The sequence below is a fragment of the Paenibacillus sp. V4I7 genome, assembly GCF_030817275.1.
Lineage (GTDB): Bacteria > Bacillota > Bacilli > Paenibacillales > NBRC-103111 > Paenibacillus_E.
Genome location: NZ_JAUSZD010000002.1, coordinates 6016658 through 6036483 on the forward strand (window position 1 = coordinate 6016658; position 19826 = coordinate 6036483).

Sequence of the window (19826 nt, forward strand, 5' to 3'; positions counted from 1 at the left end):
TTACTTGATAATAAAGTCGTTTAATAATACAGTCACAAAAGCAGAGAAACCCGTCCTTGGTTAGGGCGGGTTTAATAATTTTAACCAACATTATCGTCATGCTGTCTATGTAATTAAAGGCTGAACATTGGTCATTAAGGTATTCGGCTCCCTTGCAATGCATGGTCATTGAACTATTATTCTTCGTAACCAACACCGATGGCCACACCTGCCTCGACTACTCCATCAATGTATATAAATGTTTTAAACAATTTAACTAAGGATAAAATAGGAAAATATCAACTACGCATAAAGGTTGTGAAAAAAGAGTGCAATCCAGCGGAAAAATATCCGGAAATCAGTTAAGCTTACTTTTTTTCACCTTTATTGTTTCTACGCTCATTTTATCCGTACCCGGAATTATGGTATCTTTCGCCAAGCAGAATGCCTGGTTGTCTGTTTTTCCAGCTTCGCTTACGGGAGTCGTGAACATCTGGGTACTGACCGCTCTGTCCAAACGTTATCCCGGTCAATCGATCATGCAGTACACTGTCAAGATTTGTGGGAACTGGGCGGGCAAAATTGTAGGATTTTATTTGACTTATTATTTGTTTTTCTTTATTTCCAGCACTGTAAACGAACATGTCGGGTTTATTAACACCAACCTCCTGATGAATACTCCCTCTCTGGCCCTGATGGTCTCCATGTTGTTTTTGTGCTGCCTGGCCGTACTGGCAGGAGTCGAAGCTATCGCCAGGTGCAATGAAGTGATTGTTCTCATTATCATCGTCCTGCTGATCACTATCTTCATTTTTTCTATCCGGGATATTGAACTGACTCGCTTGACCCCGTTTTTAGCGGAGGGACTATTTCCGGTACTTAAGGGTGCAGTGGTTCCGTCCGCCTGGATGAGCCAGTTCTTTTTTCTGGGATGGTTCCTCCCGTACTTAAACGAAAAGCCGCAAAATGTCCGAATGAATTTGTTATCGGCAATGGGAGGAGTTGTTCTGTTGATCATGGCAATCGACTTAGTTACCATTATGATGTTCGGTCCGATAACGCCCCGTTTGAAGTTCGCTTTTTTGAAAGTCATCCAATATATCGGTATCCTCGGACCCTTGGAAAGGCTGGAGGCCATTGCTGTTGCCATATGGATTTTTGGGATTTTCACCAAGATTTCGATGCTGCTCTATATGTTTTCTTTAAGTGCAAGCCAGTTGTTCGGAACGTCAAATTATCGAAAATCCGTTGTTCCGGTAACTCTGTTATCCGCTGTCGGCTCCGTCTGGATTTTCAAAAATGACGCTGAATTTCAAGCCTGGATTACTTTCACCTATCCGATATTGGCACTCTTTACGCAAAGCCTGCTCCCATTGATACTGCTTACCATTGATACTCTCAAAATAAAAACCGCAAAGTTATGGGGATAAAATCATTTTTCCGAGGGGTTCGAATAGGAATTTGTAAGGAACGACAAGGCTAGGTACTTCCACTCCCGCTATCAGAAGAGCGCCAATGACAGCGGTTACGGTCATAAATAGTGCATAAATCCAAGCCTCCCGCTTCTCATTACTCCCCCATAAACGACGAATTTGTAATAAGGTGTACATGCAAAGACACAATACATATCCTGCAGACATGACAAGTTTCACTTCATAATCTCCTTTTCTTTCAAATGCAATGAAGGGCCGATAGCTCCCGTATTGTTGATGGTGAGGTTCACGGATACGGAAATTTCAGCCGCTGCAAAATGCCGATCCCATTGTTCCTCTACGATACGCCACTTTTGGGGATCTTTTCTTTGAAATTGCTGGCCGAAGCCTACGATATCCGTTTTGTATTGGGTTTGTATTTTACGCAAGAACACCTTCATATCATGTTCAACCCGATTTTCCAACGCCTTTTTGATAAGCTTTTGATTGTTCGGTTGGCCTACGTCGAGCCGAGAATTGTTTTCAAACAGATTTCCCTTTCCTTTTATATCGACATGAAATTTAAGATGATTTCCTAACATATCCGGTTCGATTATGACTTCGCTGCTCGTTAAAAAATAACCCACATTTCCATTTCCTTCAGGCAGATCGGCAACGATTTTATCCGTCTTCTTGTTTTTCTTGAACCAGAGAAAAGCGTGGGTTTCCGCATTATCCAAAAAGCCGACCAATGCAGACGATTTGAAAATTGCCGTACCTTTCATACGAAATAGTTCGTCCTTGACTTTTTGCGACGAACTAAAAAAATGAGTCGGCTCCAAAACCCCGACCGCCGGATTTATTCCCTCGCTCGCCGATGCTATCAAAAAATCCCGCAACGTGGTGGATATTCCTTCTCCCCGCATGATTTGCATTTCTTTCAAGGCTTCGGCGGGAACCAGTTCATAGGGGTAATGAACTTGCAGCAGATCCCCAGCTTTCATTCCTTTGACGACAAATACATACGTTTTTAACCGGTTCCGCGGATGGCGGCTGAAAGAGTCCAGAATATCGTTAATTCCATGCCTGGCCAAAGATTCCCCGATTAGTATAACGCTGCGATGCGAAAAAAAAAGCGTTCTGGACATTTTTTGCTGAAGCTTTTGGTCAAGATCAAACGCATTTTTTCCAACCTCCGAAATCAGAAAGAACCTGTCCCCTTCTTTAACCCCCGTAGTTTGTGAGGATGGGGAAGGCACGGAAATCTGAAGTGTCGCCCGTATGTTTCCGTCTTCCATCAAGTCCAGTCCTGTTCCCATAACCAAACCGATATCATTGATTTCCATGCGATCCCAACAGCCCGTAATGACCAGTGGAATCAACAAAATCCCGATTCGTAACCATCGTTTCAACTATTCTCTTCCTTCCCGCTGCGGCGCTTTAGTAGCCCTATCGTAAGAGGGAATGGATATGCCGACGCCATTTTTCCGGGGAACCCGGAACCACACATCTTTAATTGCCCTTAGAGAAAAGGGAGCCACAGGTGTAAAATAGGGAACGCCGAAAGATTTCAAATGCACGACGTGGAGCAAAATTCCCAAAAAACTGAGCGCTATACCGTATAATCCCAGAGATCCCGCCAAGAAGATGATCGGAAACCGAAGCAAACGGATCCCATTGGCAAAATTAAATCGCGGTATGACAAAGGCGGCTATACCTGTCATAGATACGACGATAACTGTGGGAGCCGAAATAATGCCCGCCTGTACGGCCGCCTGCCCGATGACAAGCGCGCCGACGATGCTTACCGTCTGTCCTATCGTTCTTGGTAAGCGAAGCCCAGCTTCGCGTAAAGCTTCAAACATGATTTCCATCAGCAAGGTTTCTATCATGACCGGCAATGGCACCAGCTCCCGAGCGGAGGCGATGCTCAGCAATAAACTGGTAGGTATCATTTCCTGATGGCATGTGGTCACCGCTACAAATAAAGAAGGGGCAAAAATAGCGATAAATAAAAAAATAAATCGGATCCACCGTACGAAAGTAGCTACAGGGTAACTTAGATAGTAATCTTCGCTTGCCTGCATACCGTTCCAAAAAGTAACTGGAACAACGAGAACGAAAGGGGTATTATCGACCAGAATGGCAACCCTTCCTTCCAATAGTCCCCCTGCTACGACATCGGGCCGTTCCGTGACTTGAACGGTTGGAAAAAGGGGAATTGGATTGTCCTGAATCAGTTCCTCGATGTAACCACTCTCCAATACACCGTCAACCCGGATAGAAGCGATTTTATCTCGTACCTGGTCAACGACCGATTCATCGGCAAGTCCTTCGATATAAGTCACTAATACATTCGTTTCCGTAATCTCGCCTAAGGTAAAGGCCTCCATTTTTAGACGAGGGGTACGAATATAGTTGCGCAACAGCCCTACATTCACTGACTGCCTTTCGATGAATCCCTCTTTTGGCCCCCGGATAACCGGTTCCGAAGAAGGCTCTTCGATGCTCCGATGAACCAAGCTATTTACTGTAAGACAAACGGCACTCGTTTCACCGGCAGTAAAAACGATGGCATACCCACGCAGCAAAAGTTTGACGATTTCCGCCCAATTCGACGATGTTACCGATTTGCCGACCGGTATTGATTCGCTATCCAATGTTTCCGTTTCTTCAGCAATCCGTTCATATGGTTTTAAGACTAGATCGCTCACTTTTTTTTCGTCAGTTATAGTTTCAAGATAGACAATTAATCGCTTGGCTTTCCCGTCAACCGCATGAATTTTGTGGCAAACCAAATCCGAGCATTTTTGAAACATTTGTTTCACAAAGGCTTCGTTTTGTTCGATAATAGACGTTACATCTTCCTTATCCAGAATAGTATCATCTCTTTCATCTATAATGGGTGGACTGCCGACTAACCATTTTCGTAACCATATCGTCACTGTAAAAATCCTTCCATTGACATTTATGCTATTTATAGAATGTCTTGGAAAACAGAAATTATCCGTATTTAATCATAAATAAAGGGTAACCTTTAGGTTACCCCCCAAAAAAAACATATAAATACTGTTAAAAAAGAGCTGCAGTTGTTATCAAGACCTAAATCCCAAAAAGCCATAAGAAACAACAGGAATGGAATAAAGTGCTCCAGTTTTCTACTTAAACACTCACAAATAAAATAAGCATTCACCCAATAGAGTGAACGCCTACTTATAAAACCCAAACCCACACTCTCTAGTTCATACTTTGCCTGAACTAAGCCTCTATGCTAGTCGGAATGATTTCTAACCATTCAAGCCGAACGAGAGCACCTTTAGCTTGAACTACAATACGATGTGCCCCTGGTTCAAGCGTGAACGGTTCTCTGATATTTGTGTTCTCGCCATCTACCGAGATTGCCAGACTTCCGTTTTCATCAAGCTCATTAAGGTGAATGTTGATCTCATAAACCGTGAAATCCGTAAACTTAGGAACATAAATTTCGTAGGCCAGCCAATCGCCTTCAGCTAAGTGTACTTCTAGGCGCTCATCCTCCTGCCATGCCTCTCCTTTACCATGCTCGAAGTTTGCTGTCTCCCTTGCACTTGCGACAAACCGAATGTCCGTGCAGTCATGGATGCGAAAGCCAACATTCTGATTCGATGGCTGCTGGATGCCATAACTGACACCTTCTCCCCGATACCCGTAGAAAATAGCAGGTATACGAACGGGAGGTCTGCTTAACAAGGCGTCAACAACATCGCGGTAATACACACATTGGTCGAAAGCTAAATTAGTTAGATATTCCCATAAGATTTGTTGTGCTGTTATCTCATCCGGCTTCGAACCACCCTCTAAGTAATCAACCAGCATCTGCCAATCACGGGGAACCTTAACGCTGCAAGGTGAATTATCTTTGCCCATCTTCTTCCAAGTCCAGAAATTCCAAGAGATATTGTTATCTTCAAAAAGGCGGAAAGCACCCGCGTACCATGCTTTGTTATTCTCGCCACCTTCACCCATATAAATGGGCACGTTCCACTCTTCACGCTTATCTAAGTAGACTCTAATGCTCTCCGTATCTGGATTATTCCAATATTTATGGAACTGCAGCATCAGATTATGATCGATTTTCTCCGTAAAAATCGACCAATCCGTTGCCCAATGGGCACCTTCTAGAATAATCAGGTGGCGATCGTCTACTTCTCTGATTGCCTTGACGATATCCCGGTAAAGAGGCATGACCTCACCGTTATACGTAGAGAACCAGTTGGGCAGCGGCTCATTGAGCAGATCATAGCCCGCAACAATCCACTCATTCTTGTAGTGCTCTGCGAGAAAACGCCATAGCTGAACAGTAAGACGCCTATTCTGTTCTTCTGTAAATAGCTCCGGCAAGTCCCGTTCAGAGTCGTCTATATTCGTACCCGTCTGGCCCCCAGGTGCCCCGTGTAGATCTAAAATCACATAAAGGCTGTGCTTACGACACCATCCGATAAGACGATCAATGAGTTTCATTCGATGCTCTTTCACCCGAAGAGGCTCACCGTCTTCAATTAAAAATCTTGCGTTTATTGGCACCCTAACCGAATTGAATCCTTCAGCGGCAATCTGTTGAATATCTGCTTCCGATGTGTGAACATCATAGTAAATGTCCCAAAATCTTTCGGCCTCCCGTTCCCCGATCAGCTCATGAATCATCTTTTCAATACGCCGCGGACGATCTCCTTTCTCCGGAAACATCCACATATAGCCCTCAGGGAGCAGCCAACTCCCGAAGCCGACGCCTCTTAGCAGCACCTCGCGACCTTCTCCGTTGACTAGTCTCTTCCCGTCAGCTCTAAGAAAGCCAACAACTTCGTTCTCACGAATTGAGCTCATTAGTTTTCACTCCTATCCCTTTATTGCACCGTCTGCAATACCCTTCATAATGTATTTTTGCAGTAATAAATAGAAGAGAACGACCGGCAGCATGGCCAGAATCAATGCAGACAAAATGGCAGACCAGTCATTATTCCCGTATTGACCGAACAGCATGTTGGTGGATAATAGCAAGGTATACGTCTTATAGTTTGTCAACATTAGTAACGGCAGAAGAAAGTCGTTCCATATCCATAACAGGTTTAAAATCGCTATCGTAGCCGTAATAGGCAGTAATAACGGAAATATGATGACAACATATAATCGGAACTCACCGCAGCCATCAATGACAGCTGCTTCATCCAGATCGCGGGGGATAGACTTCACAAAACCATGGTACAAAAAGATCGCAAAGGCGACACCCGTGCCTATATATATCAATCCTAGACCTGTCGTTGAGCCTTGCACGGATAGCGCTTTGGAAATTTTAGTCAGCGTTATCATAATAGAATGAAATGGTATCAACGTGGACATGACAAACAGCAGAAATATAAATGCACTTAACTTCCCAGGTGTCCTAGATAGTTTATAGCCAGCCATCGACGCGCATATAATAATGCCTAACAAGCCAACCGATGCGATATATACCGTATTTCCTAAGCTTCTAACAAAATTAGTCTTATGGAATGCGCCAATATAATTTCCTACTTCCAAATGGGTAGGCAGCGACAAAATATTATTCATCATGGCGCCTTCCGTCTTAAAAGAGTTCAGCAGTCCCATGTAGATCGGAAACAACGTAAATATGGCAGCCGCAATAAGGATCATCAGAATCATAAAGGAACCGATTCGCTTCATGATTCCACCTCTCTTCTCTTCATCAGCCACAGCTGAATCAAGGTGATCAAGAACACGACTAGAAATAATATCATCGCCTTAGCATTTGCGTACCCATATCGATTACTTGATTTAAATGCTTCTTCGAAAATGTTCAGTGCGATGACCTGCGTCGATCTGCCTGGACCACCGCCGGTTAACGAGTAGACAGCATCGAATGCTTTAAACGAGCCGTTAAGAGTAAGAAAGATACCGATCGTCAGGGCCGGATAAATCATCGGAAGCGTCACATAACGAAACGTTTTAAAAGCATTCGCTCCATCCATCGCAGCCGCTTCTTTCAGATGCTGGGGCACACCCTGCAAGGAGGCGATATAGATCACCATCAGGTAACCGACACCTCCCCACAGGGACACGATGACGATGGCGAAGAACGAATAAGCCGGATCACCGATCCAGGATTTATCCAAAAAGGAGAATACCGTATGTTCGGCTATATACGGAAGTACTTTAGTGAAAATAAATAACCACATAAAGCCGCCTATGATCAAGCTGATCATATTGGGCATGAAAAAAATCGTACGGAACCATACCTTGCTGCGGCGTCTGGATTCCACGAGAACCGCCAGAAGCAGAGCGATCGCATTCTGAAGCACAACCATGAACACGACATATTTAAGGGTGAAGCCTACCGACTTTAGGAAGAACGGGTCCGCAGTCAATGCCTCGATGTAATTAGCCAATCCCACCATCCGATACGTGCGATTCAGTCCGTTCCAATTCGTAAGGCTGTACCATGCGCCCCCGAATGCGGGGGCGAGTACGAATACAGCGTAGAATAATAGAGCGGGAAACACGAAGGCTAATAGGATGACCGTCTTTTTTCGTTTCGTTGTCATTAGCCTATTCTCACTCCCGGTCACCATATATAGCCATGCTATTGCTGACCCTTAATCGCGTCTGCCCATTTTTTATCCAGCGCTTTGATAATCTCGTCTTTCGTTACTTGCTTCGCGTAGTAGCTTTGCAGCAGCTTCGCTTGTTCATCCGTGATGCCATTAGGGAGAGACAAGTCCTGATAAGCCTTCCCTTGAGAAACGTAGGTCATCGCTTCATCGATCCAAGGGAATGATTTATACGTGTGAACCTTAGATACGGGATTGAACTTCAATTCTTGGAACAAGGCTGACGAATCCTTCGCATCAAGGATGTAATTTAGAAGATCCATGGCAACCTCTTTATTCTTGCTTGTTGGAGATACCGCTAGAGACGTGGACGTTGATAGGTTAATCATCGTACCTTTCGGGTTATTGCTCACTGGAAGCGGTGCTACACCGAATTCGATTTTCGGGTTAACCTTCTGAATCGCTTCTGCTTGCCACGGACCTTGAACCCACATTGCCGCTTTTCCGTTAGCGAAATCGGTTGAGCCCTGGGCGCTGCCTACTTCAAATGGCTTATCTGTCCCATTTTGCATAACAATATCAATAATATTGAATACGTCCTGGACGTCTTTGTAGGAGGCTTCACCCTTATTCATCTTTTGAATCCAATCCGGATGCTCCGAATTCACAATCCCACCGAGCGACAGCGCCATGATCAGCTGCGGAATCCATGCCTCTTGAAAAGACAACTCGAATGGTGTCACTTTATTCGCCTTCAGCTTCTCAATAACCGCTTTCATTTCATCTAATGTTTGAGGAGCTTTCAAGCTTAAATCATTGAACACTTTTTTGTTGTACAAGTATCCCCATTCCAAGCTTTCAAGCGGTAATGCTACTATTTTTCCGTCAAAGGTTACCGTCTTTTTAACGTTATCGAACAGGCCTGCCGCAAACGGCTGATTGGATAAATCACTCAAGTAACCGGCTTTGTAATAACTAGGTACGTCTGCTACAGCGTGTAGGGTGAACAAATCCGGCGCATCATTGGAAGAAAGGCGAGTCTGCAAGATTTGCTTGGCTTGGTCAGGATTCGGCATTTCAAGATTGATGGTGACATCAATATTTTTTTCAGCTTTTTCCTTTGCCTTAAATTGTTCAAAATACTTGTTAAATTGATCCTTAAACCGTGGAAAGCCCATAAATACTTTCAATTCAACTTTCTTCGCTGGTGTAGATGCTGCCGGTTTCGAGTCTGCCGGAGCCGGCGTAGCCTCTACCGCACCGTTACTTGAGTTGGAATTTGTGCCGCAACCGACCATCGCTCCCAATAAGGTAACACTTAGCATTAAGTGAAGCGCTTTCTTCATTCTTCATTTCCCCCTAAAGAAGATTAGTAACTACAATTTCAGTATAGAGGAGAAGGGTTTTATGAATCATTTGATGTTATTAGCATTCGTTATTGCACTTTATTGATTCCGAGCTACTCCTTACGCATTTCCCCTGGTGTGAGTCCGAAATGTTTCTTAAACACGCGATAAAAGTAAGCAATATCCATATAGCCAGTTAGCTCTGCTACTCGTTTGATGGCAAGTCGTTGATCCATGATTAATTCCTTAGCTTTCTCCATCCTCTTACGAACGATATAATCGGATAAATTTTCCCCGATGGAAGCCTTAAATGTTCGACTTAGATGCTCCTTGCTCACAAAAAAATGATGAGCGACCGTCTCAAGAGAAATAGTTTCTTGGTAGTGGCGGTCAATGTAAGCCTGTACGTCCTCGGGGGCTAATCGATTTTTATTTTTGCGGTACGCCTCTATGGCATCTATTGCATCAATTAACCAATCACGCAGGATGGTATGAATCTCTCCTAAAGAGTACCCACTTAACAACGCAGCACGTTTACGTCGCTCTTCGATCCAAGCTGCATCCAAACCATAATCCGTACCAGCTGTAAACTCTTCCAGCAAGTGCAGAAAATCATGCGCAATTCTAGCCGGTAATCTCCCATCTTGCGTCACTGTATAACCTTCGGATAAGAGGTCCTCTATCTTTTCCATTGTATGGAGCACAGCGGGGCGATTAAGTTCCAAGAGATACTCATAAACCTGCTGCCGGTAATTCAAATAGGTGTCCAGCATCTTTTTATCCGTAAAGACGTGCGTATCCCATGAAGTTGGTATTTGTAGTGAAGCCTGCAGCTCTTCCACGCACCGAGAAAGGGCATCGTTCAATTCGACTGGATTAATCGGCTTCAAAAGGTATTCGATGGCACGGGAACGTATCGCCTGCTTCAAATAAACGAAATCGTCAAAGCCACTCATCACGATTATTTTAACTTCGGGGTATCGCTCGTTTAATACCTTCAGGAGCTCCACACCGTCCAGTCCCGGCATTCGCATATCGGTGATCACGATGCTCGGATGCAGCGTCTCAATCAGAACGATTCCTTCCCGCCCACCATCTGCTTCCCCAATGATATTCAGTCCAAGTTTGTTCCAAGCTCCCAATGATCTAACGACTTGTCTGGCCCAAAGCTCGTCATCGATGATCAATACGTTCAGCATCCGTTTCTCCCCCTTCCTCCTGCGTCACAGCAGCCATTACTAATACAACCAAGGTCCCTACCCCTGTCTTGCTAAATATTCGAACACCGCAGCCCTTGCCGAATTGCAGCTTGAGTCGTGCATGCACATTCCTTATTCCGATTCCCCTTTTCTTTCTTACATCGTTGTTCCTTGCTCGAGGCGCCAGTCGTCCATCTCTCAAATCCGATCGCAAATCGCTTAGACGCTGCTCGTCAACGCCTACCCCGTCATCCTTAATGAAGATAAAGACTCGTTTATCTATCAGCCTTATCCGAATCTCGATATTCCACTTGCCTTCCTTACGCTGCAGTCCGTGTTCAAACGCATTCTCGAGAATCGGTTGGAGTGTGAATTTAGGAAGCCTTGCGGTAAGTGCCCTCTCATCTGTAGATACATGCATACAGCAACGATCTGCGAAGCGTTGTTCCTGAATATAGAGGTAATTCCGCATATGCTTGATTTCGTCTTCGAGAGGTACCAAATCACCATCTGCGCTAATGGAATAACGTAATAGCTCCCCCATTACCCGGGTAATTTCATAAATTTCAGGCGCACCCTTCACCAATGCCATTCCCCCCATCAAATTCAGGGTATTATTGAGAAAATGCGGGTTGATTTGCGCCTGCAGAGCCATTAATTGCGCATTCTTCAAATCGATTTCCTGTTGATATTCAACCTCGATCAATTCCTTAATACGCTTCATCATGGAATTATAGCCGTTTTCCAGCAATCCGATTTCGTCCCTGCTTTGGACCGGAGACATTTTAAAATTATGAATATGTGTCATCTTCATTGTTTTGGCAAGCTTGACAATCGGCCTGCTAATTCGAAGCGATACGAAAATGGAAAGCAAAATAGAGGCTATAGCAAATAGGGTTCCTGTTAAAATCCCTGCTTGGATCGTCGGTTGTGCGCTTTGGTTGACTGTACGAAGTGGAATGACTTTCACCACCGTCAGTTGACCGTCTCCGACTCGTTTTAAGAAATAGAAATCCGTCTTGGTTCTACGAAATGCCAATTCAAAATCATTCTGGTTGAGGCTTTGAAGTTGGGACTGAAGCTCTGCGGCATCCATTGTCTCCGTTGAACCCGACAAAAGCTCCCCTTGATCGTTAATCAAGTAAACCGAGCTTTCTGATTCTGATTTTAAAATATCACTGACTTCCCTCCACACTTGCTTGTTTATACGGACGGAAATACCGCCTAACAGCATACGATCCTCAAATCGGTTCATACTGTGATAAGCATAGATGGCACTGCCGGATTGTTTAAAATACATATTGATTGGTGTTTGAAGCATACGTCCCCAGTTGCCTTCCCGAATGTTTAAGGAATAAATGGTTCCGCTGTTTGCATAACTGACTGAAAATGCCTTTTGGATTGGATGAATATATAAATTCAACTCGTCTACCTTTCTGGAATTTGCATAGAAGGCAGACGTTAGTGTGTTTTTGATATAATTTTGTGTGTTAAATTGTACCCCGATATCAGGGTTGTTCATATCATTAAGACCAGCCATAAGCGTTTGGTTAATTTGTAAGGAATAAAACAAAATATCGATTTGCTGATGGAGCTCCTCCAAATATTGATCGGCCCATAACATCCTCGAATTGTTCGCATTAATGATTTCCTTCTCTACGGAACTCCGTGTATTATTCGTGGCAATCCATGTGACGGTTACAACCGGCAGCGTGGTTAAGCAAATCATTAGTACCATCAATCGAAGACGTAGGCTTGTTCGCATCGTAGTAGAATTCCTTTCTGAACGAAGATAGCGCTATCTTCATGTTACTTTATCTTTTAAGGAATAGCATTCCTATTTTTGGCGGCTTAAAAGTCAATTCCATTGGATTATTCCAATAGAAGCACGAACTTCGAAGCCTGAGAGCAGATTCCATTGGAAAAATCCAATGGAAGAGTGAATTTCAGCTCGTTTTGAATACGGATCGAAAGTCCATATTTAAAGCGCTTTCAACAATTAATTTTAGAGCTGCTGAATGCAGATGTCATTCTAATTTATTGATTACACGATTAGAAAATATTGATTTCGTAAAAATAATAGGCGACCACTCTAAAGAGTGATCGCCGATAAAAAAGTTCAAACACGAATCCACACCGACATTTCGCCCGGCTGTCTGTTGCCCCACAAGTAATACGGTACAGCTTTAAGCTTTACCGGCTCAGACACTTGCTGCTGCGCAAGCGGACGGTACGCCGTATTCTCTTGCCAGGAAGCTCGTTCATCGACGCGACCTTTCGCTTCAATGACGACCGCTCCACCGAGCAGCTCGGCGTCGTAATACGATTGCAGCTCCGCTTCACGATCGATAGACAAATTCGAAAGCAAGCTGCCGTTGTCCGTTTCCTCCAGACAATAAACTAGCGGACCGCGTTCAAAAGCAGCTTTGCCCGCATTGGCCCTGATCTCCGGATGCGAGGTAATCAACTGCGCCTCAAGCACTGGCTCCCACTCCACGATGTCTCCCTGAGCCCATTGCCTATTTACGGTCGCATATCCATTCTCAACATCGTATTCCGAAATCATGCCGTTAATTTTCATCACAGCTTGCCCATAGCACCAAGACGGAATGCGCAGTGCAAGCGTGAATCCTGCATCCGGAACAGCAGTTAATTCAAATCGTACATAACCTTCCCAAGGAAGACGCGATTGCTGCTTCAGCGCCACTTGACCGACAGCTAGCTCGAATCGTGCTTCGCTGCCGATGAACAGATGCGTATAAATTTTGTTTTCCTCTGCGGAAGTTGTATAAATATAATCGTTCAAGGAAGTGAGAAGCCGCGCCACGTTAGGTGGGCAGCAGGAGCAGCCGAACCACTTCTGCCGTACCGACTTCACGTGCTTGCGGTCCGGGTTATTTAAGGAAGCCTTCGGCCATACTTCCAGTGGATTGACGTAAAAATAATGCTTACCATCCTGCGACATACTGCCTAAAACATTGTTGTACAGCGCCCGCTCTAGGACGTCAGCGTACTCGCTCTTCGCCTCCAGAAGCATCATGCGGCGGGCGAAGAAGATTAGACCGATCGAAGCGCACGTCTCAGCATATACGGTATCGTTCGGCAAGTCGTGGTCGAAGGTAAACGCCTCACCGTGATGCGTCGAGCCTATGCCGCCTGTAATGTACATCTGCCGCTTCGTCGTGTTATCCCACAATCGGCGGCATGCTTCGATCAGCTCCCGGTCATTTGTCAGGCTTGCAAGGTCGGCCATCGCCGTATACATATAGACCGCCCGTACGGAATGGCCTACAGCAACGTCCTGTTCACGAACTGGCAAATGCGCCTGATTATAAGCAATCTGCCCGCTGGTCGGAATCGGCATCTCCTTCTTCATCCAATGACTGTACCCATCTCTTTGCTTGCATTCCTCAATCAGAAAGTTCGGCGACTGCCCGCGCTCATCGATGAAAAATTGCGCCAACTTCAAATAACGCTCCTCATCCGTCGCTTGATACAGCTTCACTAGCGCCAGCTCTATCTCCTGGTGGCCGTCATAGCCTCTCAATTTGCCTGGATCGCGACCAAATACGGTGTCGATATAGTCGGCAAATTTGCACACGACATCAAGCAGTCTCCGTTTTCCCGTGGCATCGTAATACGCAACCGCAGCCTCCATCATATGGCCTGCGCAGTAGAGCTCGTGTGCTTCATGAAGATTCGTCCACTCATTGCCCGGTTCTTTGATCGAGTAATACGTGTTCAGATAACCATTGCTGTGTTGGGCCTTGGCAATTAGCTCGATCAACTCGTCCACAGTTTGCTCCAGCTCGGGGTCCGGTTGGCTTGCAAGCGAGTATCCGACCGCTTCAATCCACTTCGCCACATCGCTGTCCTGAAAAACCATCCCTCCGAATTCGCCTTCTTCGATCCCGGCTGCAATCCGGAAATTACGAATCGCATAGCTAGGCTCAGCATCTGGAATCCGGTCGTTAAGTGCCTCCCATTGATAGGGAATGACCGTCCCCCGCACCAGCTCTGTAAACTGATTCCAAAATCCGTCCTGTATGCTTACACGCCTACTACTCTGCCGCTCGCTCATTGATATCCCCATATGCATATCCTCCTAGAACTGTACATGATTTATATGACATTTGATTATTGCTCTCATCCAGTTTATCCTTGAATTTATAGATGAACTACGAATAAAACAAACCTATTTTTTATAAAATTTCACACTACACTCGGAGGGGATCGGGAATGAACGAATCGGGAATCATTTGGATGGAGCTGCCGCCGGTACCCTATTACATTACGACCGGGTTATCGACCTTGAGTCCAGGAGAGCAACATCCGAGCCGGCGGAATATCGGCATCTTCGATCTGCTTTGGGTTGTCAAAGGGACGTTATACATCGGAGAAGAGGATAGGCAGTGGGAGGTAACGGAAGGACAGACACTACTGCTATTGCCCGACCGTTATCACTATGCGGTGAAGCCCTGCGAGACGGAGACTGTTTTCTATTGGAATCACTTCGATTTTAAAGGGAATTGGCTCCAGGCGGCGGACAATGCCGCAAACCCAGCCTACCCGGTCCAGCATATATGGGCAAACCCCTATACCATTCGGATTCGGCAATACGCCTCACCGCCGGAGTTTACCCTTGCCGAGTGCCACCTTCGCAAAATGCTCGCATCGTCAGACCAACATCGCTCGGCGACCTTTTGGAACGAGCAGCAGCTGTTCATGGAGCTGCTTCGTTTATTAGAGGAAGGGTACAATGGAAGCGACTCTTCCCCTGCCTTAAAGCTCGCGGAGAAAGCAGAAGCTTACCTTCGGCAGCACTATCAGGCTGACGTGACGAATGAATCACTTGCGGAGGCTCTTCATTATCACCCGAACTATGTTGTTAGGTGCATGAAAGAGATCTACCACTGTACTCCGATGGAATATCTGCACGAGTATCGATTGGAACAAGCAAAGCTGCTGCTGATCAAAACAGATTGGCCGGTCGGGCAAATCGCTGAACGTGTCGGTTTTCAATACGCTCCATACTTCTCTAACTGCTTCAAACAGTATGCCGGCATCTCACCTCTGCGTTTTCGCAAGCAGTATTCACATTAGTCGTTCTGCTAATGACGTAGGACTTACAACGCGCTAATCTTTCAATCGATGACCTACTAAGCTTACCGTCAGCAGCCGAATAGCTCACTTCCGTGTACTCGGAACATTCAGAGTCTCATTTCATAACTTAGGAATAAAACGAACGATATATTTTCCAGTTGGGGATTTCATTCTACGGGTTTTAAAAGTGACACCTAAATATTCAAAAGAGACGTTCGAATAGTTTCCTTTGCGTTTAGCATCCTTGCAAGGCTTTAACATTGAGCGTATCCTGTGAAGTCTCGATTAAAAGCGCATCAACGCCGCACTCGATCAAGGCTGCCGTCTGATCATAATAGCTTTCTTCCAACTGTTCGAAGGTCACGCCTCCTGTGACAGAGAGCGTTTTGGTCGTAGGCCCCAGAGCCCCTGCCACGTAACGCGGCCATTCCGGTGTCGAATATTTCTCTGCCGCTTGAATGGCCAGTTTCGCAGCAGCGACATTCATTTCTCTCGAGGATATGTAAAGCACATCCCCGCTTTAATTTGCAAAAAGATTAGCAAATTACAACGGGGACTCGATTTTCCAGCGATGGAATAGCTATCAGTGTCGTTCATGGATGTCAGCTAAAGCTCTGTTACTATCTGTCTGGATCTTTCTCAGCCGCCATTTTCGCAAATACTTGCGAGGGATATGGAGCATATCCTTCAGTCTTGCTGAGGTTAGATAGCTGGTTGGGAGCAAAATCTTTACGTTTGAAGGCGATATAGGTCTAGTTGCCGCTAAACAGAAACACCAATCCTCCCCATATCTCTTCATGACATCAAAATGATAGGGCACTACATAAAAACCGGATGCCTTAAGCGTTGCCATTACACTGAAGCCGTATTCTGGCATGTCTGAAAGTACGGAGCATGCTATGGAAATGACTCCTCCTGGTGCCAACCGCTTTTTCAAGAGACTAAAAAACTCTCGGCTGAAGAGACGGCCAAGTGCGGGTGCCGTATAGCTTGGTTCTGGGAGGTCGATGATGATGACATCCCACTTCCTCTGGTTCTTCTCCACGAACGACCTGCCGTCCTGAATGACTGTTCGCACCTTAGGATTTCTCAAAGACCCTTTATTGAACTTCACCAACGGCTTCAAATTCCTGCCTAATTTCATCATGACGGAGTCGATGTCAACAACGGTGATCGCCTTTACATCTCGATATCGGAGTACTTCTCGCGTTGTAATTCCGCCGCCGCCGCCGACCATCAGGATGTTCTGCTTTTGCTTGGCAACGGCCATGGGTATATGGACCAATGATTCGGCCCACATGTTGTCATCCTCAGTGGTGCCGAACATCACATAGCCGTCTCCATAGATCAGCACTTTGCCATTGGCTAGCTTGACCACCGCGATTCGCTGATAGCGCGTCTTAATTCGGCGCAAAATACGATACTTCCCATCTGGCTCATCATCCTCTGATACATAATCCCGAAGAGACGCAACTCTTGCTTTGATAAGTGACATATTGATTTTACTATTCGATCTTATCTGCGCTTTTTTATAAATCACGAATATCCTCCCCTTATGGTTGAAATACTTTATTCACTACAATCGTTTGATCACGCTCTGGTCCAACAGAAAAAATAGAAACTGGAATACCTGTTAATAAAATGATTCTTTCAATGATTTGACGCGCATTTTCAGGCAGTTCCTCCAATGACTTGACTTTAGTAATGTCCTCCGACCAGCCAGGGAGTTCCTCATAGATTGGCTCACACTTTGCTAAGATGTTAAGACTAGCTGGGAAAGATTCCATGACTTCGTCATTATATTTATAGGCCGTACAAATCTTTAAGCTATTAATTCCGCTCAAAACATCGATCGAATGAAGAGAAAGTCCTGTTACTCCACTCACTCGGCGAGCATGGTTCCATTTCCAATTACGCAAATTTTATCCTTATAAAAAATTCCGGAAGGAATCAAATGCAGTTTATATTTGTTTCCGGCAAACACGATGGTATGACCCGCATTATTGCCGCCTTGATAGCGGGCTACAACGTCCGCTTTTTCCGCTAAATAATCGGTAATCTTCCCTTTACCTTCATCCCCCCACTGCGTACCTACAACTACGACGGTTGACATCCAGCAATCCCTCCTTCTTGGTCCTTACTCTTCACATACCTCGTCAATTCCGCCGTCATTTCATACCGCATAAACGGAGTAATTAAATAAATGCCTTTAAAATATTGGTGAACGGTATCCACGAGCTCCATCGCAATTTCCAGTCCTTGTTTTCTTGCATTCTTCGCCCTGGTAGCGAGCCATCTTAGCAAGTACGTCATCTGAGAGCCGTATGCCCGGGACTTGATGATGAAGAAATTCAGCATTCCGATAGCTGGTTAATGGCATGATCCCAATAAAAATAGGAATAGATAACTGTTGAGTAGCTTGCGCGACCTGTTTGTTCTTGAACCATCTCCAGTAATGTCCTTTGCTTAGGAGGATCTGAACCTTTCTTCATTCTCTCACCCCTATTCTATTAAAAATTACTATATTCTATGTGATAGAAACGAAATGGTATGGATGAGTAGCTATAATCATGTCTATATATAGAATGTTGGTAGAATGCACATTACGTATTTAGAAGATTGCGAATATACATATGCAGGAGTCAGATTTGATGGAGGATCATTTGTGGCTGCGAGCGATGGGGTTGGTGTGGATGGGGACTTGAGACCAGTTGAAGCTGGATCAACCCTAAACCGTATGACTCGATAGAGGATATCAGGAATGGAGTAAGAAATTAGGAAGAAAAAACGACTACCGTTAACGCAATAGGGTTGCCAACATCTCAGCGGCAACCTCGTGATTTATTCTTTTGAAGTATTGTTCTTCGTTATGATTTGAAACCGTAAAGCATTCGAGCACGGTCACAGTCTATTGGTTCATTTATAGGTATATCTAGGAAATAGTCCAACTGCCATTTCTGAGTTTTTTGAGCCTGACGGCTTGTAGTCTTGTCCCACGGTGGGTAAACTCGTATAGCCCGTTTACCGCCTTCACCTTGATTTGATACTATATCTTGATTGAATAGAACATGCTTTGGAAATACGAATTGGCCAAAGTTATTCCCATTGTGGGTACTAATTACGAAAATATCGACTGGATCTGATACGTCATAAGATTGGATCGACCCATCCCCAATTCTATGCCATAGAGTTACAAACTGCCCTACCTTTGTAGGAGTGATTTTAGCGACACGAAATCTAATGAAGAGAGAATTTAAATGAAATAAATAGGCCCCATATTCAGCATTTTGAGCTTCTACAAGTGGTTGAGAGCAATCAAACCCGCACACGTTATAGACGATATTTTTGGTGGCAAGTAGGTCACTATGAATGATGTCTGAGGAAACCCAGGAGTTTTGATCATTAGGGCATGCTTCTGATAAATTGCTGCTTTTCTTATCCATCAATTCTAATCTCCTATGCACAACCTTATTTTATATAAAAGTCCTTCAGCGTAAACATACTCCTTTTAAATAAGAAGAGAAGCTCTCGATATTCATCCGAATATGCCGATTGTCACCTTCCAGCTTGCTCATCATAACTCCGCCTTCCATAACGGAAAGAGCGAAGGTAGCTAAAGCATCGATATCGAGGTTAGCTTTGAATTCACCGCTTTCAACACCTTGGGAAATAATCGCTTTCATGTTATGCAGCGTGCCCTCCAGTCCCTGCTGGGCTTTTTGGCGTAAGATTGGATGACCATCGTCACTTTCGGTAGCTATGTTAAGGAGGGGGCATCCTCCGATAAAAGGCGGTGCTTCAACCACGTTTTCGTATACATGTAAATAGGCTAACAGCTTGCCAAAAGCTGTTTCTTGCTGATTGACGGCATCTTTAATTTTCCCTCCAACTACGCTGCCTGCATAGCTATAAGCTTCAAGAGCAATTTCATCCTTACTGGCAAAATGACGGTAGATGCCGCCTTTCTTAATGCCGGTTAGCTCTGTAATATCCGACATGGATGAACTTGCATACCCTTTCTGGTTAAAAAGCTCAGCGGACTTAGCGATAATATGCTTACGGGTGTTTTCTCCTTTTTTCATGTTAATTCCCCCCTACGCGCGTGAAATAATAATTTCATTATACCAAATGGCATTGATCTATTGAAAAGGAAAGCCCTTATGTTACAATAAAGATACCGATCGGTATCTTCATTGTGTAGGG

17 protein-coding genes and 2 pseudogenes are annotated in these 19826 nt (G+C 44.9%); 2 read left to right on the forward strand and 17 right to left on the reverse strand.

Annotation, left to right across the window (positions count from 1 at the left end):
- The first annotated feature begins 308 nt into the window (after positions 1 to 308).
- A complete protein-coding gene (locus QFZ80_RS28185; protein ID WP_307552585.1) occupies positions 309 to 1409 on the forward strand; it encodes a GerAB/ArcD/ProY family transporter in 1101 nt (366 codons plus the stop codon).
- Here the strand turns inward: QFZ80_RS28185 and QFZ80_RS28190 are convergent.
- The 10 genes from QFZ80_RS28190 to QFZ80_RS28235 all read right to left on the reverse strand — a co-directional run bounded on the left by QFZ80_RS28190 (position 1398) and on the right by QFZ80_RS28235 (position 14613).
- Positions 1398 to 1631 (reverse strand): hypothetical protein, encoded by a 234-nt coding sequence (locus QFZ80_RS28190; protein ID WP_307552583.1) that lies wholly within the window; start codon positions 1629 to 1631, stop codon positions 1398 to 1400. The two genes, QFZ80_RS28185 and QFZ80_RS28190, sit on opposite strands and share 12 nt — an antisense overlap.
- Complete coding sequence (locus QFZ80_RS28195) at positions 1628 to 2803, reverse strand: Ger(x)C family spore germination protein (protein WP_307552581.1); 1176 nt, start codon at positions 2801 to 2803, stop codon at positions 1628 to 1630. The genes QFZ80_RS28190 and QFZ80_RS28195 overlap by 4 nt, the downstream gene beginning before the upstream one ends.
- Entirely contained in the window at positions 2804 to 4336 is a 1533-nt protein-coding gene (locus QFZ80_RS28200) for a spore germination protein (RefSeq protein WP_307562136.1), read from the reverse strand.
- A 313-nt stretch (positions 4337 to 4649) separates the two neighbouring features.
- The gene (locus tag QFZ80_RS28205) at positions 4650 to 6254 is read right to left on the reverse strand and encodes a cellulase family glycosylhydrolase (protein WP_307552578.1); all 1605 of its coding nucleotides are present in this window, start codon (positions 6252 to 6254) and stop codon (positions 4650 to 4652) included.
- Positions 6255 to 6266: 12 nt separating this feature from the next.
- Positions 6267 to 7091 (reverse strand): carbohydrate ABC transporter permease, encoded by an 825-nt coding sequence (locus tag QFZ80_RS28210; RefSeq protein WP_307552576.1) that lies wholly within the window; start codon positions 7089 to 7091, stop codon positions 6267 to 6269.
- Positions 7088 to 7969 carry a carbohydrate ABC transporter permease gene (locus tag QFZ80_RS28215; protein WP_307552574.1) on the reverse strand — a complete coding sequence of 294 codons (882 nt, stop codon included), beginning with the start codon at positions 7967 to 7969 and terminating at the stop codon, positions 7088 to 7090. The genes QFZ80_RS28210 and QFZ80_RS28215 overlap by 4 nt, the downstream gene beginning before the upstream one ends.
- Positions 7970 to 8007: 38 nt before the next feature.
- Positions 8008 to 9321, reverse strand: coding sequence for an ABC transporter substrate-binding protein (locus QFZ80_RS28220; RefSeq protein ID WP_307562138.1), 1314 nt, complete (start codon positions 9319 to 9321; stop codon positions 8008 to 8010).
- A 113-nt stretch (positions 9322 to 9434) separates the two neighbouring features.
- Positions 9435 to 10520, reverse strand: coding sequence for a response regulator (locus QFZ80_RS28225; protein WP_307552570.1), 1086 nt, complete (start codon positions 10518 to 10520; stop codon positions 9435 to 9437).
- On the reverse strand, positions 10495 to 12285 hold the full coding sequence (locus QFZ80_RS28230) for a sensor histidine kinase (RefSeq protein WP_307552568.1): 1791 nt from the start codon (positions 12283 to 12285) through the stop codon (positions 10495 to 10497). The genes QFZ80_RS28225 and QFZ80_RS28230 overlap by 26 nt, the downstream gene beginning before the upstream one ends.
- A 354-nt stretch (positions 12286 to 12639) precedes the next feature.
- The gene (locus tag QFZ80_RS28235) at positions 12640 to 14613 is read right to left on the reverse strand and encodes a glycoside hydrolase family 127 protein (RefSeq protein ID WP_307562140.1); all 1974 of its coding nucleotides are present in this window, start codon (positions 14611 to 14613) and stop codon (positions 12640 to 12642) included.
- Between the two features lie 146 nt (positions 14614 to 14759).
- Here QFZ80_RS28235 and QFZ80_RS28240 point away from each other — a divergent pair, with 146 nt between their 5' ends.
- Complete coding sequence (locus tag QFZ80_RS28240) at positions 14760 to 15623, forward strand: helix-turn-helix transcriptional regulator (RefSeq protein WP_307552564.1); 864 nt, start codon at positions 14760 to 14762, stop codon at positions 15621 to 15623.
- Positions 15624 to 15873: 250 nt separating this feature from the next.
- On the opposite strand, the pseudogene QFZ80_RS28245 reads toward QFZ80_RS28240, so the two are convergent.
- The 7 genes and pseudogenes from QFZ80_RS28245 to QFZ80_RS28275 all read right to left on the reverse strand — a co-directional run.
- Positions 15874 to 16119: pseudogene (locus QFZ80_RS28245) on the reverse strand (homocysteine S-methyltransferase family protein); the annotation flags it as partial.
- Positions 16120 to 16206: 87 nt separating this feature from the next.
- Positions 16207 to 17163, reverse strand: a complete 957-nt coding sequence (locus QFZ80_RS28250) for a spermidine synthase (RefSeq protein WP_307552561.1) — start codon at positions 17161 to 17163, stop codon at positions 16207 to 16209.
- 13 nt (positions 17164 to 17176) lie between these two features.
- A pseudogene (locus tag QFZ80_RS28255) lies at positions 17177 to 17736 on the reverse strand (adenylosuccinate synthetase).
- Positions 17721 to 17936 carry a hypothetical protein gene (locus tag QFZ80_RS28260; RefSeq protein WP_307552559.1) on the reverse strand — a complete coding sequence of 72 codons (216 nt, stop codon included), beginning with the start codon at positions 17934 to 17936 and terminating at the stop codon, positions 17721 to 17723. The pseudogene QFZ80_RS28255 and the gene QFZ80_RS28260 overlap by 16 nt, the downstream one beginning before the upstream one ends.
- A 38-nt stretch (positions 17937 to 17974) precedes the next feature.
- Positions 17975 to 18115, reverse strand: a complete 141-nt coding sequence (locus QFZ80_RS28265; protein ID WP_307552558.1) for a hypothetical protein — start codon at positions 18113 to 18115, stop codon at positions 17975 to 17977.
- Between the two features lie 375 nt (positions 18116 to 18490).
- Positions 18491 to 19066: a MepB family protein gene (locus QFZ80_RS28270; RefSeq protein WP_307552556.1), complete on the reverse strand. Its 576-nt coding sequence runs from the start codon at positions 19064 to 19066 to the stop codon at positions 18491 to 18493.
- Positions 19067 to 19111: 45 nt separating this feature from the next.
- Complete coding sequence (locus tag QFZ80_RS28275) at positions 19112 to 19705, reverse strand: TetR/AcrR family transcriptional regulator (RefSeq protein ID WP_307552555.1); 594 nt, start codon at positions 19703 to 19705, stop codon at positions 19112 to 19114.
- Positions 19706 to 19826 lie beyond the last annotated feature (121 nt).

What these genes read in the sequence shown, in the direction of transcription:
- QFZ80_RS28220 (WP_307562138.1), bottom strand. Translation starts at nt 9,321, where the DNA reads ATGAAGAAAGCGCTTCACTTAATGCTAAGTGTTACCTTATTGGGAGCG.
- QFZ80_RS28270 (WP_307552556.1), bottom strand. Translation starts at nt 19,066, where the DNA reads ATGGATAAGAAAAGCAGCAATTTATCAGAAGCATGCCCTAATGATCAA.
- QFZ80_RS28215 (WP_307552574.1), bottom strand. Translation starts at nt 7,969, where the DNA reads ATGACAACGAAACGAAAAAAGACGGTCATCCTATTAGCCTTCGTGTTT.
- QFZ80_RS28210 (WP_307552576.1), bottom strand. Translation starts at nt 7,091, where the DNA reads ATGAAGCGAATCGGTTCCTTTATGATTCTGATGATCCTTATTGCGGCT.
- QFZ80_RS28265 (WP_307552558.1), bottom strand. Translation starts at nt 18,115, where the DNA reads ATGAAGAAAGGTTCAGATCCTCCTAAGCAAAGGACATTACTGGAGATG.
- QFZ80_RS28275 (WP_307552555.1), bottom strand. Translation starts at nt 19,705, where the DNA reads ATGAAAAAAGGAGAAAACACCCGTAAGCATATTATCGCTAAGTCCGCT.
- QFZ80_RS28240 (WP_307552564.1), top strand. Translation starts at nt 14,760, where the DNA reads ATGAACGAATCGGGAATCATTTGGATGGAGCTGCCGCCGGTACCCTAT.
- QFZ80_RS28235 (WP_307562140.1), bottom strand. Translation starts at nt 14,613, where the DNA reads ATGGGGATATCAATGAGCGAGCGGCAGAGTAGTAGGCGTGTAAGCATA.
- QFZ80_RS28205 (WP_307552578.1), bottom strand. Translation starts at nt 6,254, where the DNA reads ATGAGCTCAATTCGTGAGAACGAAGTTGTTGGCTTTCTTAGAGCTGAC.
- QFZ80_RS28260 (WP_307552559.1), bottom strand. Translation starts at nt 17,936, where the DNA reads ATGACGTACTTGCTAAGATGGCTCGCTACCAGGGCGAAGAATGCAAGA.
- QFZ80_RS28230 (WP_307552568.1), bottom strand. Translation starts at nt 12,285, where the DNA reads ATGCGAACAAGCCTACGTCTTCGATTGATGGTACTAATGATTTGCTTA.
- QFZ80_RS28225 (WP_307552570.1), bottom strand. Translation starts at nt 10,520, where the DNA reads ATGCTGAACGTATTGATCATCGATGACGAGCTTTGGGCCAGACAAGTC.